The sequence below is a fragment of the Flavobacterium oreochromis genome, from assembly GCF_019565455.1.
Classification (GTDB): domain Bacteria; phylum Bacteroidota; class Bacteroidia; order Flavobacteriales; family Flavobacteriaceae; genus Flavobacterium; species Flavobacterium oreochromis.
The window spans coordinates 68,986-95,547 of record NZ_CP067377.1 but is presented as its reverse complement, the minus strand read 5'-3'; the positions used below and the strand labels follow the sequence as shown (position 1 = coordinate 95,547).

Genomic DNA, 26,562 nt, shown 5'->3' with positions numbered 1-26,562 from the left:
TTTTGGATAATTTAGTACTTAACTATAATCAAGATGCCATAATTGATAAAAATTTGATATCAGAGAAGACAGCAAAATTTATTAATGATCGTTTAGCAATTGTAACAGAGGAATTACAAGGCGTAGAAAAGAATATAGAGAAATATAAAAGAAATAATAACCTTACAGATATTCCTGCAGAGGTAGAGTTAGATTTGAGAACAGAGTCTACGTTTAATGCGGAACAAGTTTCTGTGGGAACTCAGTTGTCAGTAGTAAATATGATGATTGCACAATTGAAGGAAAATAAGATGGATGTTTTGCCTATAAATCTGATTCCTTCTGATAATTCATCTGCTGCGGTTCTTATTAATGAATTTAATACATTAGTTATAGAGCGTAATAGATTATTGAAAAGTGCAACATCTGATAATCCAAATATAGAAAAATTAAATGATCGTATTTTAACTTTAAGAGGAACGATCGCCCAAAGTTTAGTTAAACAAAAATCAGCTTTGGAGTTTAAAAATGCAGGTTTAATAGGAGAACGTAGTTCTTTAAATTCAAAATTAAATCAAATTCCTAAGTTAGAAAGAGAATATAGGGGGATATTTCGTCAGCAGCAAATAAAAGAAGAACTCTATTTGTATTTGTTTAAAAAGCGAGAGGAAACAGCAATTACGTTGGCTGCTACAGCACCAAATTCTAAGATAATTGATAAAGCTTATGCTTTAGAAGGGATTATCTCACCAAAGCCTTTAATTGTTTATTTTGTCGCAATTTTAATAGGTTTAATAATTCCTATTGTTGTTATTTATTTAAGGGATTTATTAAATACAAAAGTTCAAAGTAAAGCGGATTTAGATAAATTAGGCATTCCATTCCTTGGAGATGTTCCTCATTCTGATTCTCATGAGCAAATCATTCAGTTAGAAAGTCGTTCAAGTGCAGCTGAGGCTATGCGTATTGTGAGAACTAATCTTGAGTTTATTTTAAACTCAAAAAGAGGATCTAATGCTAAAACTATTTTCTTAACTTCTACCTTACCAGCAGAAGGGAAGACATTTATTACTGTAAATCTTGCAGGAACTATAGCTTTAACAGGGAAAAAAGTATTATTAATAGGATTAGATATTCGAAATCCTCGTCTAGATGATTATTTACAATTACCTAATAGAGGGGTTACTAATTATCTTACAACTGCAGATCAATTGATTGAAGATTATATTGTTAAATTGCCTAATTATGATTCTTTTGATGTTCTTCCTGCGGGAGTTATTCCTCCTAATCCAGCAGAACTTTTAATGGGGCAAAAACTAGAAAAAATGTTTGATTATTTAAAAGGACAATATGATTATATAGTAGTTGATACAGCTCCTGTGAGTTTAGTAACGGATACCTTACTTATTGCAAAAAATGCTGATGCTTTTATATATGTAGTTAGAGCTAAATACCTAGAGAAAGAATTATTAAAAATTCCGAATACCATATATAGAGAAGGAAAATTACCAAATATGTCTTTAGTATTAAATGATACAGATGTAATAAATGGATATGGGTATGGATATGGATATGGTCAAGAAATAAGAGAAAAAACTTTTTGGGAAAAAAATTAGAGATTTATTTATTCTGAAGTAAAATATAAATCTGACGATTTCTTTTGTGTAACATGTTTTTATGATAATATAGAAGATATTCTTAAGGCAAAGAATTTTGTCTAGAAGTTTAGATAAATCTATAATTAATTTTCATGATATGAGTTCGATATTTTATCGGACTCATTTTGTTAGAATTTAATTTTTTCGTTACTGTGATAGATAACGAACGTATTGATAAACTTCTATTTTAAAGTGAATTATAAAGAAATGTTTAATGTAAAGAACTATTTTTTTACTTTTGGGCTTATAAAAATATTATAAAAATGAGGAGTAAGTTTTTTAAGGTTTGTTTAAGATATTATATATTCTTTTTTTTCCTTTTTTCTTTTAAAAATTATGGACAGTCAATAACTTCGTTTACTACTTTTGGTACTTTTGATCAGTATGTTCCCGTTCTATTGAGCAATGTCAATCAAAATGGAATAAAAGAAATAAGTATTTATAGGAATTTTATTCATGAAGATAGGAATTGGCTTGCACATGGTACAGTCACAATACATTCAATTGGTTTTGGATGGGGATCTGCGGGTAATTCAATAAAATTAGAAAACTTTACTCATGGGGTGGAAAATCCAGACAATTCGGGTTTGATAATTTCACCAATAGGAAGAGTAGTTTGTGATTGGTCAAATAATAATGTTGTTGTTTTTTTAAGAGGAGGGACAACTTATAGGACAGATGCTACTGTAATACAGAATAATGGGGTTTATCAAGATGTTGCTAAACAGCAAAATTTCACTTCCGTTTCGATAAAAGATCCTTTGTATAATATTCCAAAAGGAATATATTATTCGGATTTTGATATAAATGCAAAAAATAGTCTTTTTTGTGCCTTAGGAAATGGTAATGTAGGTATTGGAACGGTATCTCCAACAGCTAAATTTGAAGTTATAGGGGATGTAAGAGCATCTCAAGCTATTTTTACATCTACAATAGCTAATGGAGCAGTTTTCCCTTCTCCTCCAGAGACAAATGATTCTTGTGTCGTTTTATCAGCAGGAAGTGCATTAGGAACAGGGCCAGGATATAAAAAAACTAGAATGTTGAATTTTTTTGATTTTCCAAGTAAGATTGCAGGTGATAATAAAGGAGCTACGGCATTTTTTAATATTATAGATAGAAATGATATGGATCGTTTTAGAATGATAGGAACGGCGGGGATGGATGGTACTTTTCTTATGTATAATAAAAAACAAGAAGAAGTTTTTAAAGTTTTTGAAGATGGAAATGATAATACATCTCTTGAGATGGAAAAATCTAATTCTAAGGTTATTATAGGAGGTAATTCGAGTAATCCAAAAGCTCAGAATGTAAAATTGTTTGTAAATTCTGGTAATTCGAGATTTGATGGAGGTGTTTTTATAGATGCCAATTTGGGGATTGGAACAATAACACCTAGTGCTAAACTAGAAATTTTTGGTAATATGGAAACTGCTACTAATATGATTTTATCTGCAAATTATCCAGATAAGTACAGATGGCGTTTTATTACTGCTGATAGAGGAAATGCAATTGATTTAGATTTTACTAGTTCAGATGTAGGGGATGTGCAAGAGTCTGTTTTAAAATTATCTCGATCTAATAGTGGAAGACCTGAATTTCAGCTTTATAATAATGCAATTGTAGCTAATAATGGAGCTGTAGGGATAGGAACTGTTGAACCACAAGGAAAATTTCATGTGGGCGATAATGCGAAATCAGGTGTGATAATAGATAATAGGATTGGAAGTGTAATTAGTCAGATTCCAGCGCAAATTGCATGGGCAGAATCTGGAAATTTAGGAAGTGCAGGTGATTTAATTATTAGTCCAAGAACTGATGTATCATGTAGTTTAAAGGTTTTTACTAATGATGGTACAAATATTTCTGAGCGTTTTAGGATTTCAGGTAAAGGAGATGCGGCTCTTCAAGGTAAATTTGAGGCCAAAGAAATAAAAGTTACGATTACCCCAACAGCTGATTTTGTATTTGATGAAAAGTATAATTTACCAACTTTAGAGGTAGTAGAAAAGCATATTAAAGAAAAGAAGCACTTACCTGAGATTGCCTCTGCTAAAGAAATGGAAAAAGAAGGAGTAAATTTAGGGGATTTTCAGATAAAGCTTTTACAGAAAATTGAAGAGTTAACACTTTATGTCATAGAACAAAATAAAAAAATTAAAGAACTAGAAAGTCAAGTGAAAAATAAATAAATTACTACTATGATATGAGTTGAACTATAACGTCTATCATCAATTCTGATAATTATGAGCTCGATATTGTATCGGGCTCATTCCTTTAAATTAGACTTGATTCTTCTGGTGCAGTAATTTATATATTGCATTATTCTCTTTTTAATTGCTTAATACAACTAAACTTTTTATAAAAAAGTTTAGTTGTAAGTGCTCCAAAGAAATTTTAATAATTGTATTTGCGACTTGAGATTTTTAGCTTTCTCTTGGGATTAAATTAAGGCTTGTAATTTTTTTTAAATATTTATGTTTTAAACGTAAAGCTTCATTTTATAAAATAAGTTTCCTCTTCTCTTGCTAATGGTTTGTCAGATTTACACTTTTTACGTTTATAGTTATTTGTTAATCTTAGTTTTCCTTTGCTTTTAGGAGGGCATGTCTTTAATTCTAAAGTTAGTAAATTCTTGAATAGATTCAAATACTAATGAATCAAAAGAGAAGAAGTATTAAATTTTAAAGAAGGTTATAGTGTAGAGAAAAAGATTCGTTTTTATAGCTTAAAGGCATTAAATTAAAATGCGAAGAATATTTTTTGTTTTTCTAGTTAATAAATCTTCTTTACGGAATACTTTATGATAAATTAACGATTTTTGAGTAAAGGATACATTTAGTTTTGTTAGTTTATAAACTACATTCTAGGAAGTAATCCTTAACTAATATTGATTTCTATGTGTTCTAATTTAAATACATAATCATGCCTGATTTTTTTATAAAAAGCCCCAAATAGGCTCTAACTTTTTTGGGGCGGTGTGTTTTTAGGATAGCCTCATTATTTTTATTTACACAGCTTATGGTATAGTATTATTTTTCAATTGAAATATTGATAAAAATATTGCATAACTTTTAAAGTTATTTATTTAATTGTAATTTTTTAATGATTTTTTTTGAAAAAAATATTATTTTGGATGACTTCTTTTAGTACGTCTGTATTTTTTATTTCTACTTTTGATAGAAAAGCTTTTAGATGTTTTTCATGGTGAACATCGCTTCCTGCAAAATCAATTAATCCTTCTTTTAATAATTGATCTGCTATGTTTTTTACTTCTTTACCATAATAACCAACAGTAGATAGTAAGTTTAATTGAAATTTACATCCTGCATTTTTTAGTTTTTTATAAGAATCAAATTGCTGATGATAAAATAAATAACGTTCAGGGTGTGCTAATATAGGAGTATAGCCTGCTACTTGTAAATCAAACAGGATGTCATATAAATTGATAGGAGCATTTAAATATGACATTTCTACTAGAACATATTGGTCTTTTAAAGTATGAATTTCTTTCTTTTTAAAAAGAGAGACAAAATGATCGTCCATTAAGTATTCTGATGCAAAATCAACAGAGAAATGTAAGCCTCTTTCATTAAGTTCTTTTATTGTGGTATCATAACTATTCGTTATAGATTCATAGGTGTTATCATAATAACCTGAAAAGGTATGAGGAGTAGCCATGAATTTTGAAAATCCATAATCAGATAAAGTTTTTATCAATCTTATTGTATCCTCTATATTTTTTGCTCCATCATCAATTCCAGGTAAAATATGGGAATGTATATCAATGAATTGATTTTCAGTAAAATCCCTTAAAAAAGGTTTTGGTTTTTTAAAAAATAACATGTATATTCTTAGTTTCTATATCTTTTACAAAGGTATGTATTTAGATAATCTTTACATAATGATAATTTTTCTTTTTATTGTATTTGATAGTATATTTTATTAAGTTGCATCCTTTAACCAAGAAAATATGTATACTCCTCAAGAAGATAATTGGGATCAAATTATTACAGCAGAATCTTCACTTTTAGATTTGAATTTGAAAGATGTTTGGAGATATAGAGATTTGTTATTAATGTTTGTTAAACGTGATATTGTTACGGTTTATAAGCAAACAATTTTAGGGCCTCTTTGGTATTTTATTCAACCATTATTTACAGCAATAACTTTTACTATTATTTTTAATCGAGTTGCAGGTATTGAAACAGGGAAAGTGCCTTCTTTTCTTTTTAATTTAGGAGGGATAATAGTTTGGAATTATTTTACAGCATGTCTCAATGAAACGGCTGATACTTTTAAGAAAAATGCTAATATTTTTGGGAAAGTATATTTTCCAAGGATTATAATGCCTTTATCAACTGTCATAACTAATTTAGTAAAATTAGGAATTCAATTTGTTATTTTTATTGGATTTTATTGTTTTTATATCTTATTAGGAATGAAAAATGTAATAAATTTTAATTTACTTTTTTTCCCCTTTCTTATAATTCTTATGGGATTTTTAGGACTAGGATTGGGTATGATAATATCGTCATTAGTAACTAAATATCGTGATTTGTCTTTTTGATAGTATTTGGAGTACAGTTGCTAATGTATGTGTCTGCAGTAATATATCCCATGGAATTAATAAGTCAAAAGTTGCCAAAATATGGTTGGCTAGTAGAATATAACCCATTGGCCTACATAATAGAAACATCAAGATTTATTCTTCTTAATCAAGGAAAAGTATCCTTTTTTGGATTGGTTTATACAGTTATAACTACAATAGTAATTTTTTTAGTAGGATTAGTGATTTTTAATAAAACAGAAAAAAGTTTTATTGATACAGTTTAAAATGAAAAAAAAGATATAATATTAGATGCTGAAAATATTTCTAAGCAATATCGTTTAGGAGTTGTGGGGACAGGAACCTTGAGTCACGACATTAATCGTTGGTGGCATAAAATAAGAGGGAAAGAAGATCCTTATTTAAGAGTAGGAGAATCAAATGATAGAAGCATAAAGGGACAAAGTGATTATGTATGGGCTTTAAGAGATATTAATTTTGAAGTAGAAAGAGGTGAAGTTTTAGGAATAATAGGTGAAAATGGTGCAGGTAAGTCTACATTGCTAAAAATTTTGTCTAGAGTAACGACACCAACCACAGGAATTATAAAAAGTAAGGGAAAAATAGCTTCTTTATTAGAAGTAGGTACAGGATTTAATCCTGAGCTAACAGGTAGAGAAAATATTTATTTGAATGGTGCTATTTTAGGGATGACTAAAGTTGAAATTACTTCTAAGATAGATCAAATTATAGATTTTAGCGGTTGCGAACGTTATATAGATACTCCAACCAAACGTTATAGTAGTGGAATGACCGTTAGATTGGCATTTGCTGTAGCAGCTTTTTTAGAACCAGAAATATTAGTTGTAGATGAAGTTTTAGCTGTAGGTGATGCTGAATTTCAAAGGAAAGCAATTGGAAAAATACAAGATATTTCTCACGGAGAAGGACGGACTGTACTTTTTGTAAGTCACGATATGACGGCTATTTCGGCTTTATCATCATCAGTTTTGATTCTAAATAATGGAACTTGTTCAGAAAAAAATAGCTACAAATGAAGGGATTGAACAATATTTGAAATTAGAGAGAACAAAAAAACTTCATGTACTTAAAAGAAAGTCAGACGGAGAAATATTTGTCGAAAAAATATTAATTAATAATGAAGAAGAGATACAAACCCAAATTTCTGCAGGTAGCCCAATAAAATTAAGATTTGAATTTAATAAAGCTATTAATCAACAAGATGCAAAGTCAATCGCATTTTATGTGGTTTTTAAAAATGAATTAAATTACCCGATCTTTACTATTTCAAATAGATATGATAAAAATTATATAGTTGATAACGGAATAATTACGGCTATTGAATGTAATTTGCCTTCTTTTTATTGGTAGAAGGTAGGTATAAAGGAACTACATGGATGTCTTATAAAGGAGGTTTTGCTGATGAAATAAAAGATGCAATTGAAATTGATATTATTTCATCTGATTTTTTTTCAACAGGGCAGATGCCAGTAAGTAGAAAGCATGGCCCTTTTTTAATGCCTCAAATTTGGAAAGCTAATTAGGATGAAAAATAAGATTAAAGAGTTTATATATAGAAGGTATAATATTAGTTTTTCAAAATCAGGAGATGATATTCAATTGATGAAATTGATTAATGAATCCTCTCCTGGAGTTTATGTTGATGTTGGTTGTTGGCATCCAATAAAGGCATCTAATTCTTATTATTTTTCTTTAAGAGGATGGCGTGGAATTTGCATAGATCCTAATCCTGAATTTAAAAAAATGTATAATAAACTTAGGTCTAGGGATACGTTTGTAAATTGTGCCATTGGAGATAAAAAAGAAAATTTGAAATATTATTTATTAAATGATTCTTGTAGTTCTATGAATACATTAGATTATGCTTTTATTCAAAAGCATAGGTTAGAATCAGAAATAAAAGAAGTTATAGAAGTACCTCTTTTTAAATTAAGTGAAGTTTTAGAGAAAAATTTAAGACCAAATGATAGATTGGATTTTTTTGATGTTGATGTAGAAGGTTATGATTTAGAGGTCTTAAAAACTAATGATTGGGAAAAATATAGACCGAAAATAATTTTAGTAGAAACAGATTCAGAAATTTTTGAAGATGTTAATTCAAAGATGACTTTGTATTTGGATTCTGTAGGATACAAATTGGTTGGTAAATCAGTGATTAATGAAGATTTAGGAAATCTTTTTTTTGTAGACAAGAAGATTTGAAATGAGAGAAGGTAATAATCCACATAAAGATTTAGAAATTAAAAAAAATGATTATTTATTTCAAATAGTCATTCCAGTTTATATTCCTCATTTTGAAGGATATTTTAAAGAAAGTTTTAAGATTTTTAAGTTAAGTGTAGAATCTGTTTTAAAAACAATTTCTTATAAGACATTTATAACTATCATCAATAATGGTTCCTGTAAAGAAGTTAAAGAATATCTAGATGAATTAATTTGTCAAGGTAAAATACATGAAATTGTTCATACAGAAAATATAGGAAAGCTTAATTCGATAATAAAAGGGTTAAGTGGTCATAATATTCCATTAGTAACTATTGCTGATGCAGATGTCTTGTTTTTAGAAGGATGGCAAGAGGAAGTTTTTAGTATATTTCAAAATATTCAATCTAGTGGTGTAGTTGGGTTAACTTCACAATTTGGGATGTTTAAATATTTATGTGAAAACTTTTTGTTTTCAAATTTATTTAATAGTAACTTAAGATTCGAAAAAATTGTAGATTCAGAATCATTAATTCGCTTTTATGATAGTATAGGTTGGAAAAGAAATTATAACCCTCTCTATCTTGAATACACACTGAAGTATAATGAAAATAATAAAAAAGTGATTGTAGGGTCTGGACATTTTGTTGCAACGTATAGAAGAGAATTACTTACTGATTTGAAAACATATTTACCTTTTAAATTAGGAGGGATAAGTGAATATTATATTGATAAATTGACACTTGGATATAGTTTGAACCGATTTACGACTGATAAAAATTATGCCTATCATATGGGAAATGTTTTTGAAGATTGGATGCAAACTGAACTAGATGCTATAAAAATAGTTGAAATTAAAAAAAATGATTTACCAAGTATAAGAGTTAGATTTTCTAAATATAGAATTTATAAAAATATTTTTTTGAATAAAATTTTTAATCTAAAGTGGTTTTATAGATTTTTTATTAAATGGAAAAAAATTCCACAAGAATATATTTCAACTTTTTAAAAATTTAATGTCAACTTTTTCAATCCAAATAACTACCAAGAATCGTTTAGAAGAGCTTGAAATTTCTCTTCAAAAACTTTGTTTTTTATTTGATAATAAAAATATTGAAATAGTTATTTATGATGATGGTTCAGAAGATAATACTTTCGAATTTGTAAAAAGGAAATATCCCAATATAAAATTGTTTAGGAATAATAAATCAAAGGGTTTGATATATTGCCGAAATTTTATGTTGAATAAAACAACAGCTGATTATACCATTTCTTTAGACGATGATTCTAATTTTGTGGCGAATGATTTTTTAGAAATAATTGATGATTTTTTTCAGAAAAGTCCAAAATGTGGTGTTATTGCAGCTAGGATATTTTGGGGAAAAGAGCTTCCTAAAAGTATAATTTCAACAGAGACAATTATTAGAGTAAGAGGTTTTGTAGGTTGTGGGCATGTGTGGAATATGAAAGCATGGAAAGATATTCCCAATTACCCTGATTGGTTTGTTTTTTATGGAGAAGAAGAGTTTGCAAGTTACCAGCTGTTTAATAATGATTGGGAAATTTATTATCTCCCACAATTATTTGTACATCATAGAGTAGATGTACGCGGAAGAAAAAAAGATCCTGATTATATAGAAAGAACACGTAGGTCGATAAGGGCAGGTTGGTATTTAATGTTTTTATTTTATCCTTTGCAGAAAATCCCTCGTCTATTTATATATTCAAACTGGATGCAATTAAAATTAAAAGTATTTAAAGGGGATGTAAGAGCTTTAAAAGGGTTGCTTTTGGCAAAACAAGATTTGTTTCTAAATGTTTTTAAATTATTTAAAAACAGGAAAGCTCTAAGTATTAAAAAATATAAAGATTATAAACAACTAGACAGTGCAAAAATATATTGGGAAGAATAAGTATGATAATATATAAAAACTTAGATAGAGGACAATGGGCTGAGCAAAAATTAAATTCAGTATTTGAACTATTAGTGAATAAAACAGTTAGTGATATTGGTTCGGGATTTGGATGGTTTGGAACAATTGTTAAAAAAAAGGTTTAGAATGGCAACCTTTTGATTATGTTACAAAAATAAAAGAATCTACAATTTGGGATTTAAATGATTCAGTGCCAGAAGATAAGAAACAGCCTGGTTTTGTTATTTTTTTAGAGGTTTTAGAACATTTGTCAAATCCGGAATTGGGAATAAAAAATATTTCAGAGCATATTGAAAAAGGGGGATATATGGCTTTGTCAACTCCTAATCCTTTAAGTGCAAAGAGTAAATTTGAAATGTTTTTTAAAGGACAATTATATGCTTTTCAACCTAAACATTTAATTGAACATCATGTGTTTGTGCCATTGCCACATGTAGTTAAATTTTATTTAGAAAAAAATGGATTTGAAATTATAGAAGAAGCAGTCATTGGGAATGATATTATTTTTCCAAAAATTCAGTTTAGTCTTAATTTTATGAAGTCTTTGTTTAGATTTTTAGTTTTAAAGTTTTTAGTATTTTTAGATCCAAGTTCAATAGGACATACACAAGCTTTTTTTGTTAAAAAAAGATAGCTTTTTGTAAAAAATATTATTTGATATTTGATTCTGAAATCAGATGGATTATAAATGTAATTTGGGATCAAATTAATTTTGTGGTTTGATTTTATGGAAGATTTTTACATTATTAAAAAACAAATGAATATTGTGAATGTTTTTATGTTTTGTTGAGTTATTTTTGTGAAATTTATTTAAAAAAATGAATTTATATGAAGATTATTGAAACGAATGGAGCCTATTTTGAAAAAGGTAAAATAAAGAATACAGAATTGAAATGTTATTGCATTTTAAATATTCTAATTTAGTGATCTTGTATTTGATTCTTTTTTTTAGATTAAAACTCATTTGTAATAAAATATATTGATTTCTAGAATGAAATTTTATGAATAAGTCTACAATAGCAATAATTCCAGCTCGTGGCGGTTCAAAACGGTTGCCTCAAAAAAACACAAAAACAATAGGAAATCTCCCATTAATTGTACATAGTATTCTATACGCTAAAAAACATAAATTTATAAATGAAATTTATGTAACTACAGATGATAAAACTATAAAAAAAATAGCATTAGAGTATGGAGCAAAAGTTATTGATAGACCTGATTCACTTTCAGGAGATTTAGAACCTACAGTATCTGCACTTAAGCACGTTTTACTAAATATAAAAGATGATGTTGCTAATGTAGTTTTACTTCAACCAACTAATCCACTTCGTCCAGAAAACTTACTAAAAGAAGCTTTTCTTATTTTTCAAGAAAAAAAATGCAATAGTTTATTTACAGTCAGTCAAAATCATCAAAAGTTTGGAAAAATTATAGATAAAAAATTTATCCCATTTAATTATGAAATAGGGCAGAGAAGCCAAGATTTAGAACCTTTATATTTCGAAAATGGATTGTTATATATTAGTAAATCAGAATTAATTTTTAATAATAGTATTATTGATAGAAATGCCTATCCTATGATTATTGACCATCCATTTTCTGAAGTGGATATAGATACAATTGAAGATTTTGAATATGCTGAATATTTATTTAATAAAAAAACTAATTCATAATATAAGATAATGAAACCATATATAGAAATAGCAGGAAGAAAAATTGGTCAAGAGTATCCTCCGTTAGTTATTGCAGAAATAGGAATTAATCACGAAGGATCATTAAAAGTAGCTAAAGAAATGGTAGATGCTGCTTATCGAGCAGGTGTAGAGGTTGTAAAACATCAAACTCATATTGTAGCAGATGAAATGAGTGGAGCTGCTAAAAAAGTAATTCCAGGAAATGCAGATGTATCTATTTATGAAATTATGGAGCGTTGTGCATTAAATGAAGAACAAGAACTTGAACTCAAAAAGTATGTAGAAAGTAAAGGAATGATCTTCATATCTACTCCTTTTTCAAGGGCTGCGGCTGAAAGATTAAAAAGATTTGATGTACCAGCTTATAAAATTGGTTCAGGAGAATGTAATAATTATCCCTTGTTAGAACATATAGCTTCTTTTGGAAAGCCAGTAATACTTAGTACAGGTATGAATACAATACAAAGTATTCAAAAAGCAGTTGGGATTTTTGATAAACATAATGTGCCAGTAGCATTATTGCATACAACAAATTTGTATCCAACACCTATTCATTTAGTACGTTTGGGAGCTATGATAGAAATGCACCAAGCTTTTCCAGACAAAGTTTTTGGTTTGTCTGATCACACATTAAATAATAATGCCTGCCTTGGGGCAGTCGCTTTAGGAGCCTCTATTTTAGAACGTCATTTTACGGATCATATGAATAGAACAGGGCCAGATATTATTTGTAGTATGGATGAAAAGTTTTGTAAAGATTTGATCATCAGTAGTGCAGAAATAGCATTAATGAGAGGAGGAATAAAAAAACCAGCTAAAGAAGAGCAGGTAACAATAGATTTTGCTTTCGCAACAGTTTGCAGTATTGCTCCTATTAAGAAAGGAGAAGTATTGACTAAAGAAAATATTTGGGTAAAACGTCCAGGAACAGGTGATATTTTAGCTGAACATTTTAATTCAATTTTAGGTAAAGTTGCAAAAAGAAATATTGAAAACGATGAGCAATTAACTTGGAAAGATTTAATCTAATGAAAGAATTTATAGATTTTTTACTGACAAAAGTATTCCAAAGTCGACCAATTCCTCATGAAATATTAGAAAAAGCATTCAAAAAAACGATATTAGATATAAATTATCATTTTCCAGATCTAACTGAAAACGAAATTAAAAGCAGAATACAAACTAATAACAACGAGTTAGCTGTTTTTTTATTTAGAATTGGAAGTGAAATTCATCTAAATAAAATGGAAGAATTAAAGTTTCAAATTCATTGGTTATTAAAAGAATTGTGTTCTTGTGAAGTTTATTTTAATAATGAAATTGATTTAGGTTTTTATATTGTTCATGGAGAAGGAACAATAATAGGGAGTAGGAATAAAATAGGAAAAGGGTTTAAAATACACCAAGGTTGTACCGTAGGTCATAAAAAAAATGGAGAAGGGAAGGGGAATAAAATTGGTAATGATGTTGTAATGTATGCAAACTCTTCGATTATAGGTGAGTTAGAAATAGGGAATAATGTTATTATAGGAGCTCATGTTATGATAGTTAAAAATGTTTTAGATGATAAAATAATTATTTCTAAAATTATGAATATTCAAAAATGAATTAATATGATTTAAAATCACGTTAATTTAAATCAAAAAAATGAAAGTGAGTAAAAAAGTATTATTTCTAACAGGAACACGAGCAGATTTTGGTAAAATAAAATCATTGATTCAAATACTAGAAGATCATTCAAAATTTGAAGTATATGTTTTTGTGACAGGTATGCACCTTCAAAAAAAATACGGGTATACTTTAATTGAAATTGAAAGATGTAAATTTTCAAATGTGTATACTTTTGAAAATTATACCCATGAGATTACTATGGATTTGACATTAGCCAAAACGGTTGAAGGCTTATCAGCATATGTTAAAGAATGTACTCCAGATATGATTGTAATTCATGGTGATAGAGTTGAGGCTTTAGCAGGAGCCATTGTAGGATCTTTAAATAATATATTAGTTTCACATATTGAAGGAGGTGAAATATCTGGAACTATAGATGAGCTATTGAGACATGCAACTAGTAAAATGAGTCATATTCATTTTGTTGCAAATGGACAAGCCAAAAAAGATTAATTCAAATGGGTGAATTAATACAATCTGTTTTTGTTATAGGTTCACCAGATATAGATATCATGTTTTCAAATAATTTGCCTAATTTATCTATTGCTAAACAATATTATGAAATAGAATTTAGTCAGTATGCAATAGCAATGTTTCATCCTGTAACTACAGAAGCTATTTTTATGAAAGAATACGCTCAGAATTTTGTACAAGCACTACTTAATGATAATCATAATTATGTAGTTGTTTTTCCTAATAATGATTTAGGGAGTAACGAAATTTTGCAAGCTTATGAAAAGTTAAAAAAAATTCCCGTTTTAGAATTTTTCCATCATTGCGCTTTGAATATTTTTTAACACTTTTAAAAAACTCACAGTTTATTATTGGCAATAGTAGTGCGGGTATTCGAGAAGCACCTTACTATGGTATACCTATTATAAATATAGGAACTCGACAGAAAAATAGAGCGCTGCATGCGGATATAATTCATGTTGAATATGATACAAAGAGTATTTCTGAAGCTCTTTTAAAAATTAATCAACACAAAGTATTATCAATATGTAATGATTTTGGACAAGGAAATAGTGCAGAATTATTTTTAAATTCACTTTTAAAAGATGATATTTGGAATTTAAATCATCAAAAGCAGTTTAGAGATATTGAATGAATAAGTTAGGATTAGTAATAACTGATGGAGTAGGATACCGAAATTTTATTTTAAGTGATTTTCTTACTATTGCTTCTGAAAATTTTTCAGAAGTAATTATTTTATCTTGTTTACCAAAATTAGCTTACGATGATTTGAATTTGAATGTAACCATAATTGAATTACCTGTTTTTGAAGAAGGTTTTTTTACATGGTTTTTTAGAAAAACTAAAGAAATTGCGCATTTGAAGTTACATTTAAAAGACAATTTCGGTATTTATGATAATTTAAATACAAATCATAATAAAAACAAAACAACAAGAGGTTGGGCAACCAGAAGAATTTATGATATAACAAAATTTTGGAATTCAGAAAAATGGATTTTAAGATTTGAGAAGTTACAAAAACTTACATTTGTAAATCATAAGATTACTAAAAGTTATGGTAAACTTCTGAAAGAAACACAAATAGATGTTCTTTTTTTACTCACCAACGCCCACCTTATATCGCACCATTGACATCAGTTGCAAAAAAACTTAATATTCCTACAGTTGCCTTTATTTTTAGTTGGGATAATTTGGCATCTAAAGGTAGAATGGCATTTAGTTTTGATCATTATTTGGTATGGAGTCAATTAATGAAAAATGAGCTGTTGGAATTCTATACTTCTATCCAAGAAAAGCAAGTAGAAGTAGTTGGAACACCTCAATTTGAACCTTATGTGCTAGAGAGATATGGATGGTCTAAAGAGGATTTTCTTACTAAATTCCAACTTGCAGCTGATAAAAAAATAATTTTATTTAGTTGCGGTGATGTTTCAACAAGTCCAAATGATCCTATTTATATTGAAGTGATTGCAAAAGCAATTGTTAATAATAAATTGGAAAAAACTCAATTAATAGTAAGAACCTCTCCAGCAGAAACACCAGAACGATTTCAAGAATTGGCTCTAAAGTATCCTTTTATAAAATGGAATTATCCAAAATGGGTACAAGCACGTTCAAACCACCAAGAAGCTTGGTCACAACGTATACCTACAGTTGAAGATATTTCCGACTTGAAATCTGTATTGAAATACTGTGATGTTTGTGTTAATATGCTTTCAACCATGAGTCTTGATGCAATTTTATTTGATAAACCTGTAATAAATACCGTTTTTGGAGATGGTAAAAATGGATTGGTTAATGATCAAAGATTTTTGCATTACAGACATATACAGCAGATTATTCAGACAGGAGCTGTCGATATTGCTGAAAAAGAAAGTGAATTAATTAGTAAAATTAATGTTGCTTTAGCAGATAGTACTGTAAGACAAAAACAGCAATTGGAGTTAATTAATCTTGAAATTGGTATTGATTTAGAAAAAACTAATTCTATAATTATTGCAGAGTTATTAAATAAAACTAGTTAAAATGAAGCCTCTAAAAAATAAATTATCAATAGAGCAAAAAATGTTATTGCGATACAAATTACGTTCAATTATAGCTCATTTTTATTCATTTAATCTGACTAAATTAGCTCAAATTCATAGAACAGATAAGTATGGTGGGCATTTTTACACTCAGCATTACCAACATTTTTTTAGAAAATTTAAATTTAAAAAAATGAATGTCCTTGAAATAGGTGTGGGGGGATATGACGATCCTATTAGGGGAGGTAATTCTTTAAGGATGTGGAAGTCTTATTTTCCGTTTGCAAAAATTTTTTCTATAGATATATATGATAAGTCTAAACTACAGGAAAATAGAATAAAAATTTATAAAGGAAGTCAGGTAGATGAGAATTTACTAAAAGGAATCTGTAAAGAGGTAGGAGAGTTTGATTTGATAATTGATGATGGTAGTCATATTAATGATCATGTGATTAAAACATTTGAATATTTATTTCCTAGACTCAAAAAGGGAGGCTATTATGTAATAGAAGATACACAAACGTCTTATTGGAAAGAATATGGAGGCAGTTCTGTAGATAGAAATAAAGAGGGTACTATTTATCATTATTTCAAAGAAAAAATAGACGCATTAAATTACAAAGAATTTGAAATTGAAAATTATTCTCCTACGTATTATGATAAAAACATAGTTGGAGTTCATTTTTTTCATAATATGATTTTTATTCACAAAAACGATAATGATGAGCATTCAAATTATAATAAATACTCTCAATAATGATCAATACTTCCAAAATTGCTATAATAACAACAGTTATCAACTGGGATTTATATGATAAAAGTTCTCAATATTTTCCTAATCATACTGATAAATATGTAATTGATGGAACAGAAGGAATGCATGGGATTGACAGTATTTATTATATGATGAAAAAATTCCAAAATTTAGATTATGATTGGTTAATAATGGCAGATGAAGATGTACTTTTTTTAGAATCCAATGGAGTATTTGAAATCATAGAGTATATGCACGCCAAAAATTATATTGTTTGTGGGGTTAGAGATGGAGGTGAAATAGGTATAAGATCGTTTAGCCCGTATGTCATTAATACTTTTTTTTCGATTATTAACTTGAAAAAATTAAAAGTAATATGGGATAAAGAGGAAGTGAGTAAAAATCAATATTTCATAACAAATGAATTTAAGGATGAATTAAGCGGATTAAAAGAGATGTTTGATGAAGAAAGTTTATATGAACCCTACTATCGTTTTTATTTTTGGTTACGTAGGAAAGGTGAAAAAATACTATTTTTAAACGCAGAAATTCCATTTGAAGATAAAATAACAACATTGGTATCTACTCCAAATAATATTAACTTGTTATACCATACATGGTATGCAAGAGCTTATGGTAATAATGAAAAGCATACGAAAAGAATAGATAAAATTTTTGATTTATTATATTTTAATAATACTAAAGAAGAAAAAATTGTAGTTTGGAAGGATCGAACTTATTTTCTTAGAAAATTTTTCAGGAAAGTAAAAAAAAGAATTCAAATGAGATTAGAAAAAAATAAATAAGGAATAAAAAAGCATGTCTGAATTACCAGTTATATCATTTGTAAGTCCAGTTTATAAAGCAGAAAACATATTACCTGAATTAGTAGCAGAAATTAATAAGGTTGCTATAGATTTAGCTGTTACTTTTGAAATAGTTTTAGTTGATGATAGAAGTCCTGATAATTGCTGGCAAGTAATGCAAGTACTGGCTAAAGAAAATGAAAATATAAAATGTATCAGACTTTCTAAAAATTTTGGTCAATATCCTGCGATTATGGCTGGATTGTCACAAGTTAAAGAATGGATAGTAGTTTTGACTGTGATTTACAAGACCAGCCCAAAGAAGTGTCTAAATTATACTATAAAGCTTTGGATGGTTTTGATGTAGTTTTTGCAAGAAGAAAATTAAGAAAAGATTCTTTTTATAAAAAAATGACCTCAAAAGCTTTTTCTTTAATGTACGGTTATTTTACGGATACTAAGTTTGATAATACAATTGCTAATTTTGGAATTTATAATTCAAAAGTAATTAAAGAAATTGTGACTCTTAATGATTATATAAAATCCTTTCCATTGTTTGTTAAGTGGGTAGGTTTTAAAAATACAGTAGTAGAAGTTGGACATTCAGAACGTTATGTAGGAGAGACAAGTTATACATTTAAAAAATTACTAAGTCTTGCTTTTAATACAATTATTTCATTTTCAAACAAGCCATTGAAATTGTTTGTTAAATTTGGAATTATTATATTTCTATTAGCTTTTGTTTTGGATGTTATATAATATATGAATATTTAATAGGTAGAATAACAGTTTCTGGTTATAGTTCTTTAATAGTTTCCATCTGGTTTTTATCTGGTATAATTATAACAATTGTAGGTATAACAGGTATATACATAGGTAAAATTTTTGATCAAGTAAAAAATAGACCTTCTTTTATAATTGACGAAATACTAAAAAGAAATGTATAAAAACATATTTTCAGAGCATATTAAAATTGGTAAGAATACGATTATTGAACCAACCGTAATTATAAGAGGTATAAACGGTAAAGCTAAAAGTATCGAAATTGGTGATAATTGTTATATAGGACATAATGTTCAAATAATTTGTGATGAATTTTCACTTGGGGATTATTCTAAAATCCAGCACGACACGAATATTCACGGATATTTACCTTGTAAAATTGGTCATAATGCCTGGATTGGTCAATATACAATTATAGATTTAATTGGAGGTACAACTATCGGGAATAATTATGGTATTGGAGCACATTCTCAAATTTGGAGTCATATTAAGTTTGGCGATACTCTAGAAGGCTGCCGTTTTTTGACAGAAAAACCAATGAATATTGGGAATGATGTATGGTTTGTAGGACATTGTATTGTTTCACCTATCGAAGCGAAAGATAAATCAATGGCGATGGTAGGTTCTGTTATCACTAAAGATATGGAATATAATACTATTTATGCAGGTTCTCCTGCTAAATCAATTTCAGATAAAGTTGGATTCCAATTTAAGGAAGTGATAATTGAAGAAAAGCTAATCAAAATGAATCAATATTTGTTAGAATCAAAAATTGATGTAAAAAAGCTTAGAATTGTTTCAAATACTAACCAAATAGATATAAATGATAGTGATGTGTCTTATTTTAATGTATCAAATAGAACTTATACAAAAAGAGGGACAGATGAAGAAATTCAATTTATGAAGTTTTTACTACCTGCAAAAGCAAAATTCACCTCTATATTATGATACCTTTCAACAAATCATACCTTACAGGTAATGAAACAAAATATATAGAACAAGCTGTAAGATCGGGGAAAATATCTGGTAATGGAGCTTTTACCCAAAAATGTCAGGCGTTTTTTGAAAAAAAGACGATTTCAAAAAAGTGCTTTTAACAACTTCTTGTACCGATGCACTTGAAATGTATGCTATTTTGGCTAATATTCAAACTGGGGATGAGGTAATCATTCCTAGTTATACTTTTGTTTCTACTGCTTTAGCTTTTGTTAGGCAAGGAGCTACAATTGTTTTTGCAGACTCTTGTCAAGATAATCCTAATATTGACGTTAATAAAATTGAGGAATTAATCACAAATAAGACAAAAGCAATAGTTCCAGTACATTATGCAGGAAGGGCATGTGATATGGATGTAATTATGAGCTTAGCTAATAAATACAACCTTGTTGTAATTGAAGATGCAGCTCAAGCAATCGATTCGGATTATAAAGGAAAGCCTTTGGGCTCAATTGGAAATTTGGCAGCTTTTTCATTTCATGAAACAAAAAATATCATCGCAGGTGAAGGAGGAATGCTGGTAATTAATGAGAAAAAAATTATTCAACGAGCAGAAATTATTTGGGAAAAAGGAACCAATAGAGCAGAATTTTTCAGAGGTGAGGTAAATAAATACGGTTGGGTAGATACTGGGTCGTCTTTTTTACCTTCTGAAGTAATTGCTGCTTTTTTGTGGGCTCAAATAGAAAATTTAGATAAAATTCAAGAAAGAAGAAAAGAAATCTGGAGGTATTATGAGACGGAATTAAAAGAATGGGCCGATAAAAATGAAATTGAATTAATTAAGCAAATAAAGAGTGTTACAAATAATGCTCACATGTTTTATTTAGTTTGTAAATCTATAGAACAAAGAACAGAATTGATTAACCATCTCAAAGAAAATAATATTCATGCTGTTTTTCATTATATAAGTTTGCATTCAAGTTCTTTTTATATAGATAAACACGATGGTAGAATGTTAGAAAAAAGTGATAAGTTTACAGACAGATTACTTCGTCTACCTATGTTCTATGAGTTAGATGAAAAGAAAGTTGTAGAAGTGATAAAAATGTTTTCTCTATTATAGAAAAGAAAAAATGAAAGAAAAAATCAATATTGTTTTTTATTTTTTAGTTATTATTTATTTACTCATCTCTTCTTCTTATTTCTTGTTTAGATTACCAACAGGTGATGAGCTTTTGTTTATTAGTAATTTAAATGAAATAAAAGAGCTAGGGATTATTACAGCAATTAAAAATAGGATTTGTATTCCTTATATGTTGATCTCTTATCCTTTGTCATTTGTAATCAAAGATTATTTAGCACTTAGATTTACAAATGTTTTTTTAACTATGGGATTTATTGCTTATGTTAATTTTAGATTAAAATTTAGAGAAACTATTTTTTATCTTCTCTTTTTATTAGTAGTACAAGTTATTTTTATTTTGGTACTAATGATGCGTTGTTTTCTACTTCATTAGCTGTTTTTTTTATTGAAGTTTTTTTATTTCTCAATGATGAAATTAAAGAACTTAAATTAGCCTTTTTAGCATTGTTAGTGACCTTTTTACTCGTGAATTAATACTGGTTTTTGTACCTGTAATTTTCCTGTCACTTGTACTGTTAATAAAAAGGGTTTTAAAATAAAAGATTTTAAATTATCTTTAATTTTTACAATTTTTATGTTTTTGTTAAACTTACCTTCAATAATTAATAATCATAAATTATCATACGATAATAAAGATGTAAAAGAATATAAGGTTAATTGGGTACAAAGACAATATTTAGCACAGTTAATGGTTAATCAAGGACTTATTCCTAATCAGAGTCATCCTACTTGGGAACAGACTGAAGAATATGTTGATAAGAATGGCGAAAATTCATTGCCTAAAACTACCTTAGAATCTATTTTTTTTGATTTTAGATTGACACTAAAAGAATTTATAAAAGACTTTCTTGAAGTCTTATTTATGAGTTTTAGACAAATTGGTCCTGTTTTATTAGTTACCTTTTTTAGTATTTGGATTTATTTCAAAGGGGAAAAAAAGAAAAAAACTTTCCATATCCTAGTGTCTCACTTATTTTGATGATGCTTATCTTTTCATTTATTATCATTTCTTTTGTTGAGATTAGATGGTTGAGTTCTGTGTATCTTCTTTCTATTGTTTATTTTTCCTATATGCAAAAAAAGAAGTATTTGTCTCAAAGAATGTTTCGGTATAGTTACCTTGTATTTTTAGTATTGTGTGTTTACGGGATCTATAATCTAGTTTTAAGATTTTAAAAGTGAAAAATATAGCTATTTTATGTAATTATCAACTTCTAGAATCACGTATAGGAGGTATGGACTATTTTTTTTGGAGATTTCAGGAAGCCATAGTGTATGATGGATGGAATGTAGTTTGGTTTTTTCCTAATGATGCAAAATTTAAAGAATATTCTAAGTTTACCATTATTTCGTTAGGCAATGATAGTATTGAAGAAGTCTTTATTAAATATACGGATGAGAAGAAGATAGAATGGGACTATGTAGTAACACATTTTATAGAACTTTGCATACCTTTTTTTAAATCTATAAAAAGACTAAATACTAAGGTTAAGATTATAGCGGTGGATCATAATCCTAGACCCTTAGGAGGTTTTCTATTAAAGAAGAAAATAAAAAAAATAATAAAAGGTTATCTTTATTCAAAATACATAGATGTTTTTGTAGGAGTTTCTCATTACACAGTAAAAGAAATCAAATATGATTTTAGGTTTTTGAAAAAATCAGAATTAAAAGTAGTTTATAATGGTATTCAAACAGACAAGTTTTCAAAAAGAGTAAACAGAAAAAAGAGTGAACCCTCCTTTTTAGTGGCTTGCCATCTAAGAGAAAGCAAAGGAATACAAGATTTAATACATGCAGTATACTTGTTGCCAATCACTATAAAAGAAAAAAATTTGCATAGACATTTATGGTGATGGTCCGTATAAATTGGAGTTGCTGGAGTTGTGTGAAAAATTAAAGCTAAAAAATAATTTCAATTTTAAAGGAAGTGCAGCCAATCTTTACGAAATCTATGCTTTATATGATTATCTTTTGCAACCAACACATATGGAGTGTTTTAGTTTGTCTATTTTAGAGAGTTTAAGTGCAAATGTTCCAGTAATCACAACTCCAGTAGGAGGGAATGAAGAAGTCATTAAACATGGGAGTAATGGTTATATTTTTCCGACCAAGGATTATAAAAAATTAGCAGAGATAATAGAAGGTTTGTTTTTGGGGAAAATTGGAATAATCGAAGATGTTTCTACCAAAATTGAAAATGAATTTTCAATTGAAAAAATGGTTGAAAACCATGTGAAACTATTAAAATGAAAATAGCATATTTAACACCTGAATATCCACATATAGCTACTGCCCCTTCGGGTGGTATAGGAACTAGTATTAGAAATTTAACAAAATCTTTAGTTCAAAAAGGGCATCAATCTGTAATATTTTTATATGGACAAAAGCAGGATAAAGTTTGGGATGATGAAGGAGTGACTATAATTTCTATCAAAAATGTAAAGTTAAAAGGCTTTTCTTGGTATTTTACTAGAAGAAAAATTGAACGATTGATTAATGAATGGTTTGATAAAGGGGCTATACAACTAATAGAGGCACCTGATTGGACAGGAATAACCGCTTTTATTAGGCCTAAAAAATGTCCTGTGATTATAAGATTACACGGAAGCGATACCTATTTTTGCCATTTAGATAATCGTAAAGTGAAAAGATGGAATCGTTTTCTTGAAAAAAAAGCCTTAGCCAATGCAGATGCACATATATCAGTAAGTGCTTTTACAGCAAAAATGACGAATATGTTATTTAATCAAAATAAAACATATCAGATAATTCCAAATGGAATTGTTGTAAAGGATTTTACTTCTTCAAGTAGTTGTAATAATAAGACATTACTATATTTTGGTACTCTTATACGAAAAAAAGGCTTGCTAGAATTACCTTTGATTTTTAATAAAGTTATAGAAAACTGTCCTCAAGCTAAATTAATCTTGATAGGGAGGGATTCAACTGATATTATTTCAGGGAGAAGTTCTACTTGGGAAATAATGAAGGAACTTTTTTCTCCACAAGCATTTCAAAATGTTGATTATATTGGTGGTTTACCATATCAAGAAGTAAAAAAACATATCGACCAAGCAGCAGTTTGTGTTTTTCCATCTTTTGCAGAAGCACTTCCTGTATCTTGGATTGAAGCTATGGTAATGGAAAAAGCGATTGTAGCTTCTAACATTGGGTGGGCAACTGAAATGTTAGAGCATCAATCTAGTGCTATGCTCGTGAACCCAAAAGAACATCAAGCATATGCTGCAGCTATCGTTGAATTGTTAGAAAATAAAGAAAAAAATATACAATTTGGAGAAAATGCTAGAAAAATAGCCTTGGATAAATTTGATCAAAAAAAAATAGTTGAAAAAAACTGTGAATTCTATAGTAGAATTATAAATAAATGAAAGAGTATGTAACCATATCAGGAGAAGTGTTGTTATTCACTGGTCAACCTAATTTAGAATTATTGGAGGAGTTATCCAAAGGAGCTGGTGATGTTTGGCATAGTTCTATGGACCATGGATTCAAAAATATTTTTCCAGAATTGATTTATCAAACAGCGCTATTTTGGTGGTTTTTGAATGATATTGAAAACGTTAAGCATGCTGTAAATTGGAGAGTAAACGCCAAAGCTTTTGTGGTTAGAAAATCAGTTTGGGAAAAAGTAAAAGGTTTTGACTCCTCTTATAATACAGTATTAATGCAAGGTTTAGATTTTGGTTACCAGTTATTAAGGTATCAGGGAGGAGTTCCTATGTATGTTAAAGGACTTTTTGCTTTAGACAATAATCTACCTTTAAAAATAAATGTAGTTGATCGATATCGTTTTTTTAGAAAACATTTTGCTAAGCAGCACTTGTATTATATGTTTTTTAGAAAAGGAATTTGGTATTTTACAGAATGGAAGGGCTTGTTAAAAAGTAATAATCAAAATAGATGTAATGAGTATGTAAAAATAGCTCCACGTCAGCTAAATCCCATTCAAGGTAATCCAAATGTAAGTTATGTATTGCCAACCATGTTGCGTCAGGAATTTACTTTACAATTGTTACACGATTTAGAACAACAAACATATCCGCCAAGTCAAGTAGTAGTAGTAGATGCTACACCCGTTGAAAAGCGTATACAAAATATTTATAACAAAGATAATTTTTCTTTTCAATTAATAGTAAAATGGCAAGAAACCAAGGGTAGTTGTCGTGCTAGGAATGAAGCCATTGAACTTTGTAATGGAGATTATATTATTTTTGGTGATGATGATATTTGTATATCTGAGGATTTTATCGAAAAGCATATTCAATTACTACAAACCTATAATGCAGAAGCGTGCAATGGTTTAGATATTAAAGCAGATCATCCACAGCAGAAATTAAGTGATTTATTTCCAAAACTTGAGAAATTAGGAGATACCAGATGGTTTGTCGGATGTTCCCCAACTTTTAGCAATGCTAATTCATGTGTTAAAAAAGAGGTAATAGACCAACTGATAGGGAATGATGTTAATTTTGATGGTGGCTATGGGGAAGATTCTGATTTTGGTTTTTCAATTTTAAAAATGGGTAAAGTACTTTTACATAATCCATTTTCTGCTAATTTGCATTTAAAACCAGTTCAAGGAGGTTATCGTTTTTGGGGAGCTGAAGCAAAGAAAAAGGGTAAATTAAGAAAGACACAACCTTGGGAGTTAGATATTCCAGTGAAAAATATAACACCAGTACCAAGTCCTACTATTACGTATGGACTTTTAAAACATTACCCAGAAAATCAATTTGTAGAATATACCATAAAACATTTCCTACTTTATTTGATAAAAGGTAAAATTCAACACTTGCCATTCAAAATTTTTAGATTACCATATAAAATTCTTCAGTTTAAACGATCAGTATTTTATGCTAAAAAATTAATTCAATTGGGAGTAAGATACAAGTGATGAGATTTACAGTAATAATTTGTACCTATAAAAGAAAAAAGTCATTATACACCTTATTAGAGTCAATAAGGTTGCAATCATGTTATCCTAATGAAATATTAATTGTAGATGGCTCACCAGACACAGAGACAAAAAATATGATTTTGGAGCAAGATTATACAAATCTTAGCTATTATCAAGTTTTAGAAGAAGATCGAGGTCTCACACGTCAAAGAAATTTTGGAATTAAAAAAGTAAATGATGAGTCGGAAATAATTTGCTTCTTAGATGATGATGTTATTTTAGAAGCTAATTATTTTGAAGAATTATTACAAACATATCTTGTATTACCTAAAGCATTAGGAGTAGGTGGTTTTATAACAAATGAAGTTCATTGGGAAAAAAGTGAAAAAGAATTAGGACTAAATTATTTTTATTTTGACGGATTTGTTAGAAAAGAACCTAGTCGATTTAAACTACGAAAAATACTTACGTTAGATTCTAATTGTCCTCCGGGATATTTTCCATTATTTTCGCATGGTAGGAGTTTAAGTTTTTTGCCTCCAAGTGGCAAAATTTATCCTGTAGAACAGTTAATGGGAGGTGTTTCATCTTTTAGGAAAAGATTATTTAAAGAAATTTACTTTTCAACTTATTTTGAAGGGTACGGTTTGTATGAAGACGCTGATTTTACCATCAGAGCTTCAAAATTAGGTGAATTATATTGTAATACTAATGCAAAATTAGTACATCATCATGCACCTTCTGGACGACCTAATATGGTTAAATATGGTAAAATGGTAGTAAGAAATGGATGGTATGTTTGGAGAGTTAAAAACTCTAATCCTAAATGGATAGATAGATACAAATGGCACTTAATAACAGGAGTTTTACTCCTTATTAGAATGACAAATATCTTAAAAGGAAGTAAGAAGAAAGAAGCTTTTCAAGAATCTTTAGGAAGAATTTGGGGATGGATTAGTATATTTGTTAAAAAACCTCAATAAATAAA

27 protein-coding genes and 5 pseudogenes are annotated in these 26,562 nt (G+C 28.5%); 31 read left to right on the top strand and 1 reads right to left on the bottom strand.

Annotated elements, in window-relative coordinates:
• Positions 1 to 2: 2 nt before the first annotated feature.
• Together JJC03_RS00505 and JJC03_RS19360 are read left to right on the top strand one after the other, a co-directional pair.
• Positions 3 to 1,595: a polysaccharide biosynthesis tyrosine autokinase gene (locus JJC03_RS00505; RefSeq protein WP_235873792.1), complete on the top strand. Its 1,593-nt coding sequence runs from the start codon at positions 3 to 5 to the stop codon at positions 1,593 to 1,595.
• Positions 1,596 to 3,505: 1,910 nt separating this feature from the next.
• A pseudogene (locus JJC03_RS19360) lies at positions 3,506 to 3,829 on the top strand (hypothetical protein); the annotation flags it as partial.
• A 910-nt stretch (positions 3,830 to 4,739) separates the two neighbouring features.
• Here the strand turns inward: JJC03_RS19360 and JJC03_RS00495 are convergent.
• Entirely contained in the window at positions 4,740 to 5,483 is a 744-nt protein-coding gene (locus tag JJC03_RS00495; RefSeq protein WP_088398149.1) for a tyrosine-protein phosphatase, read from the bottom strand.
• Between the two features lie 127 nt (positions 5,484 to 5,610).
• Between JJC03_RS00495 and JJC03_RS00490 the strand changes: the two are divergent.
• From JJC03_RS00490 to JJC03_RS00365, 29 genes and pseudogenes are all read left to right on the top strand, one after another.
• A pseudogene (locus JJC03_RS00490) lies at positions 5,611 to 6,473 on the top strand (ABC transporter permease).
• Between the two features lie 15 nt (positions 6,474 to 6,488).
• Positions 6,489 to 7,214 (top strand): annotated as a pseudogene (locus JJC03_RS00485) (ABC transporter ATP-binding protein); the annotation flags it as partial.
• Positions 7,210 to 7,578, top strand: a complete 369-nt coding sequence (locus JJC03_RS00480; RefSeq protein ID WP_235873791.1) for a hypothetical protein — start codon at positions 7,210 to 7,212, stop codon at positions 7,576 to 7,578. The pseudogene JJC03_RS00485 and the gene JJC03_RS00480, both read left to right, overlap by 5 nt.
• A complete protein-coding gene (locus JJC03_RS00475; RefSeq protein ID WP_235873790.1) occupies positions 7,572 to 7,751 on the top strand; it encodes a hypothetical protein in 180 nt (59 codons plus the stop codon). The genes JJC03_RS00480 and JJC03_RS00475 overlap by 7 nt, the downstream gene beginning before the upstream one ends.
• A gap of 1 nt (position 7,752) precedes the next feature.
• On the top strand, positions 7,753 to 8,430 hold the full coding sequence (locus JJC03_RS00470; RefSeq protein ID WP_088398146.1) for an FkbM family methyltransferase: 678 nt from the start codon (positions 7,753 to 7,755) through the stop codon (positions 8,428 to 8,430).
• 1 nt (position 8,431) lies between these two features.
• Entirely contained in the window at positions 8,432 to 9,439 is a 1,008-nt protein-coding gene (locus JJC03_RS00465; RefSeq protein WP_088398145.1) for a glycosyltransferase, read from the top strand.
• 7 nt (positions 9,440 to 9,446) lie between these two features.
• Positions 9,447 to 10,343 carry a glycosyltransferase family 2 protein gene (locus JJC03_RS00460; RefSeq protein ID WP_088398144.1) on the top strand — a complete coding sequence of 299 codons (897 nt, stop codon included), beginning with the start codon at positions 9,447 to 9,449 and terminating at the stop codon, positions 10,341 to 10,343.
• A complete protein-coding gene (locus JJC03_RS00455; RefSeq protein ID WP_235873788.1) occupies positions 10,331 to 10,489 on the top strand; it encodes a hypothetical protein in 159 nt (52 codons plus the stop codon). Before JJC03_RS00460 ends, JJC03_RS00455 begins: the two co-directional genes overlap by 13 nt.
• Before the next feature lie 29 nt (positions 10,490 to 10,518).
• Positions 10,519 to 10,998, top strand: coding sequence for a methyltransferase domain-containing protein (locus JJC03_RS00450; protein WP_374226252.1), 480 nt, complete (start codon positions 10,519 to 10,521; stop codon positions 10,996 to 10,998).
• Positions 10,999 to 11,365: 367 nt separating this feature from the next.
• Positions 11,366 to 12,037: an acylneuraminate cytidylyltransferase family protein gene (locus JJC03_RS00445; RefSeq protein ID WP_088399109.1), complete on the top strand. Its 672-nt coding sequence runs from the start codon at positions 11,366 to 11,368 to the stop codon at positions 12,035 to 12,037.
• 9 nt (positions 12,038 to 12,046) lie between these two features.
• Entirely contained in the window at positions 12,047 to 13,087 is a 1,041-nt protein-coding gene (gene neuB / locus JJC03_RS00440; RefSeq protein WP_088399111.1) for an N-acetylneuraminate synthase, read from the top strand.
• On the top strand, positions 13,087 to 13,665 hold the full coding sequence (locus tag JJC03_RS00435; RefSeq protein WP_088399113.1) for an LbetaH domain-containing protein: 579 nt from the start codon (positions 13,087 to 13,089) through the stop codon (positions 13,663 to 13,665). The genes neuB and JJC03_RS00435 overlap by 1 nt, the downstream gene beginning before the upstream one ends.
• A 40-nt stretch (positions 13,666 to 13,705) precedes the next feature.
• Positions 13,706 to 14,526 (top strand): annotated as a pseudogene (gene neuC / locus JJC03_RS19045) (UDP-N-acetylglucosamine 2-epimerase).
• On the top strand, positions 14,505 to 14,837 hold the full coding sequence (locus tag JJC03_RS18470) for a UDP-N-acetylglucosamine 2-epimerase (RefSeq protein ID WP_309597705.1): 333 nt from the start codon (positions 14,505 to 14,507) through the stop codon (positions 14,835 to 14,837). The pseudogene neuC and the gene JJC03_RS18470 overlap by 22 nt, the downstream one beginning before the upstream one ends.
• Positions 14,834 to 15,334 (top strand): hypothetical protein, encoded by a 501-nt coding sequence (locus JJC03_RS17060; RefSeq protein WP_258932040.1) that lies wholly within the window; start codon positions 14,834 to 14,836, stop codon positions 15,332 to 15,334. The genes JJC03_RS18470 and JJC03_RS17060 overlap by 4 nt, the downstream gene beginning before the upstream one ends.
• Complete coding sequence (locus JJC03_RS17055; protein WP_258932039.1) at positions 15,331 to 16,227, top strand: CDP-glycerol glycerophosphotransferase family protein; 897 nt, start codon at positions 15,331 to 15,333, stop codon at positions 16,225 to 16,227. The genes JJC03_RS17060 and JJC03_RS17055 overlap by 4 nt, the downstream gene beginning before the upstream one ends.
• 1 nt (position 16,228) lies before the next feature.
• On the top strand, positions 16,229 to 16,984 hold the full coding sequence (locus tag JJC03_RS00420; protein ID WP_088399117.1) for a class I SAM-dependent methyltransferase: 756 nt from the start codon (positions 16,229 to 16,231) through the stop codon (positions 16,982 to 16,984).
• The gene (locus tag JJC03_RS00415; protein WP_088399119.1) at positions 16,984 to 17,787 is read left to right on the top strand and encodes a hypothetical protein; all 804 of its coding nucleotides are present in this window, start codon (positions 16,984 to 16,986) and stop codon (positions 17,785 to 17,787) included. The genes JJC03_RS00420 and JJC03_RS00415 overlap by 1 nt, the downstream gene beginning before the upstream one ends.
• Before the next feature lie 13 nt (positions 17,788 to 17,800).
• Complete coding sequence (locus JJC03_RS00410; protein ID WP_235873786.1) at positions 17,801 to 18,154, top strand: glycosyltransferase; 354 nt, start codon at positions 17,801 to 17,803, stop codon at positions 18,152 to 18,154.
• Positions 18,112 to 18,546, top strand: a complete 435-nt coding sequence (locus tag JJC03_RS00405) for a glycosyltransferase family protein (RefSeq protein ID WP_235873785.1) — start codon at positions 18,112 to 18,114, stop codon at positions 18,544 to 18,546. Before JJC03_RS00410 ends, JJC03_RS00405 begins: the two co-directional genes overlap by 43 nt.
• A gap of 180 nt (positions 18,547 to 18,726) precedes the next feature.
• Positions 18,727 to 19,518, top strand: a complete 792-nt coding sequence (locus JJC03_RS00400) for an acyltransferase (RefSeq protein ID WP_235873784.1) — start codon at positions 18,727 to 18,729, stop codon at positions 19,516 to 19,518.
• A pseudogene (gene rffA, locus JJC03_RS00395) lies at positions 19,515 to 20,632 on the top strand (dTDP-4-amino-4,6-dideoxygalactose transaminase). The gene JJC03_RS00400 and the pseudogene rffA overlap by 4 nt, the downstream one beginning before the upstream one ends.
• Before the next feature lie 10 nt (positions 20,633 to 20,642).
• Positions 20,643 to 21,026 carry a hypothetical protein gene (locus tag JJC03_RS00390; RefSeq protein ID WP_235873783.1) on the top strand — a complete coding sequence of 128 codons (384 nt, stop codon included), beginning with the start codon at positions 20,643 to 20,645 and terminating at the stop codon, positions 21,024 to 21,026.
• Positions 21,027 to 21,227: 201 nt separating this feature from the next.
• Positions 21,228 to 21,632 carry a hypothetical protein gene (locus tag JJC03_RS00385; RefSeq protein ID WP_235873782.1) on the top strand — a complete coding sequence of 135 codons (405 nt, stop codon included), beginning with the start codon at positions 21,228 to 21,230 and terminating at the stop codon, positions 21,630 to 21,632.
• 199 nt (positions 21,633 to 21,831) lie between these two features.
• A complete protein-coding gene (locus JJC03_RS17050) occupies positions 21,832 to 22,509 on the top strand; it encodes a glycosyltransferase family protein (protein ID WP_258932037.1) in 678 nt (225 codons plus the stop codon).
• A 13-nt stretch (positions 22,510 to 22,522) separates the two neighbouring features.
• Positions 22,523 to 22,906: a glycosyltransferase gene (locus JJC03_RS17045; protein WP_258932036.1), complete on the top strand. Its 384-nt coding sequence runs from the start codon at positions 22,523 to 22,525 to the stop codon at positions 22,904 to 22,906.
• A complete protein-coding gene (locus JJC03_RS00375; protein ID WP_088399125.1) occupies positions 22,903 to 24,045 on the top strand; it encodes a glycosyltransferase family 4 protein in 1,143 nt (380 codons plus the stop codon). Before JJC03_RS17045 ends, JJC03_RS00375 begins: the two co-directional genes overlap by 4 nt.
• On the top strand, positions 24,042 to 25,571 hold the full coding sequence (locus tag JJC03_RS00370; protein ID WP_088399127.1) for a glycosyltransferase family 2 protein: 1,530 nt from the start codon (positions 24,042 to 24,044) through the stop codon (positions 25,569 to 25,571). Before JJC03_RS00375 ends, JJC03_RS00370 begins: the two co-directional genes overlap by 4 nt.
• Complete coding sequence (locus tag JJC03_RS00365; RefSeq protein ID WP_235873781.1) at positions 25,571 to 26,557, top strand: glycosyltransferase family 2 protein; 987 nt, start codon at positions 25,571 to 25,573, stop codon at positions 26,555 to 26,557. The genes JJC03_RS00370 and JJC03_RS00365 overlap by 1 nt, the downstream gene beginning before the upstream one ends.
• Positions 26,558 to 26,562 lie beyond the last annotated feature (5 nt).

Bases quoted from the DNA above. Each gene is read 5' to 3' on its own strand.
- JJC03_RS00495 (WP_088398149.1), bottom strand. From the start codon at position 5,483: ATGTTATTTTTTAAAAAACCAAAACCTTTTTTAAGGGATTTTACTGAA.
- JJC03_RS00480 (WP_235873791.1), top strand. From the start codon at position 7,210: ATGGAACTTGTTCAGAAAAAAATAGCTACAAATGAAGGGATTGAACAA.
- JJC03_RS00470 (WP_088398146.1), top strand. From the start codon at position 7,753: ATGAAAAATAAGATTAAAGAGTTTATATATAGAAGGTATAATATTAGT.
- JJC03_RS00465 (WP_088398145.1), top strand. From the start codon at position 8,432: ATGAGAGAAGGTAATAATCCACATAAAGATTTAGAAATTAAAAAAAAT.
- JJC03_RS00460 (WP_088398144.1), top strand. From the start codon at position 9,447: ATGTCAACTTTTTCAATCCAAATAACTACCAAGAATCGTTTAGAAGAG.
- JJC03_RS00445 (WP_088399109.1), top strand. From the start codon at position 11,366: ATGAATAAGTCTACAATAGCAATAATTCCAGCTCGTGGCGGTTCAAAA.
- neuB (WP_088399111.1), top strand. From the start codon at position 12,047: ATGAAACCATATATAGAAATAGCAGGAAGAAAAATTGGTCAAGAGTAT.
- JJC03_RS00435 (WP_088399113.1), top strand. From the start codon at position 13,087: ATGAAAGAATTTATAGATTTTTTACTGACAAAAGTATTCCAAAGTCGA.
- JJC03_RS17060 (WP_258932040.1), top strand. From the start codon at position 14,834: ATGAATAAGTTAGGATTAGTAATAACTGATGGAGTAGGATACCGAAAT.
- JJC03_RS00420 (WP_088399117.1), top strand. From the start codon at position 16,229: ATGAAGCCTCTAAAAAATAAATTATCAATAGAGCAAAAAATGTTATTG.
- JJC03_RS00415 (WP_088399119.1), top strand. From the start codon at position 16,984: ATGATCAATACTTCCAAAATTGCTATAATAACAACAGTTATCAACTGG.
- JJC03_RS00410 (WP_235873786.1), top strand. From the start codon at position 17,801: ATGTCTGAATTACCAGTTATATCATTTGTAAGTCCAGTTTATAAAGCA.
- JJC03_RS00400 (WP_235873784.1), top strand. From the start codon at position 18,727: ATGTATAAAAACATATTTTCAGAGCATATTAAAATTGGTAAGAATACG.
- JJC03_RS00390 (WP_235873783.1), top strand. From the start codon at position 20,643: ATGAAAGAAAAAATCAATATTGTTTTTTATTTTTTAGTTATTATTTAT.
- JJC03_RS00385 (WP_235873782.1), top strand. From the start codon at position 21,228: ATGTTTTTGTTAAACTTACCTTCAATAATTAATAATCATAAATTATCA.
- JJC03_RS00375 (WP_088399125.1), top strand. From the start codon at position 22,903: ATGAAAATAGCATATTTAACACCTGAATATCCACATATAGCTACTGCC.
- JJC03_RS00370 (WP_088399127.1), top strand. From the start codon at position 24,042: ATGAAAGAGTATGTAACCATATCAGGAGAAGTGTTGTTATTCACTGGT.
- JJC03_RS00365 (WP_235873781.1), top strand. From the start codon at position 25,571: ATGAGATTTACAGTAATAATTTGTACCTATAAAAGAAAAAAGTCATTA.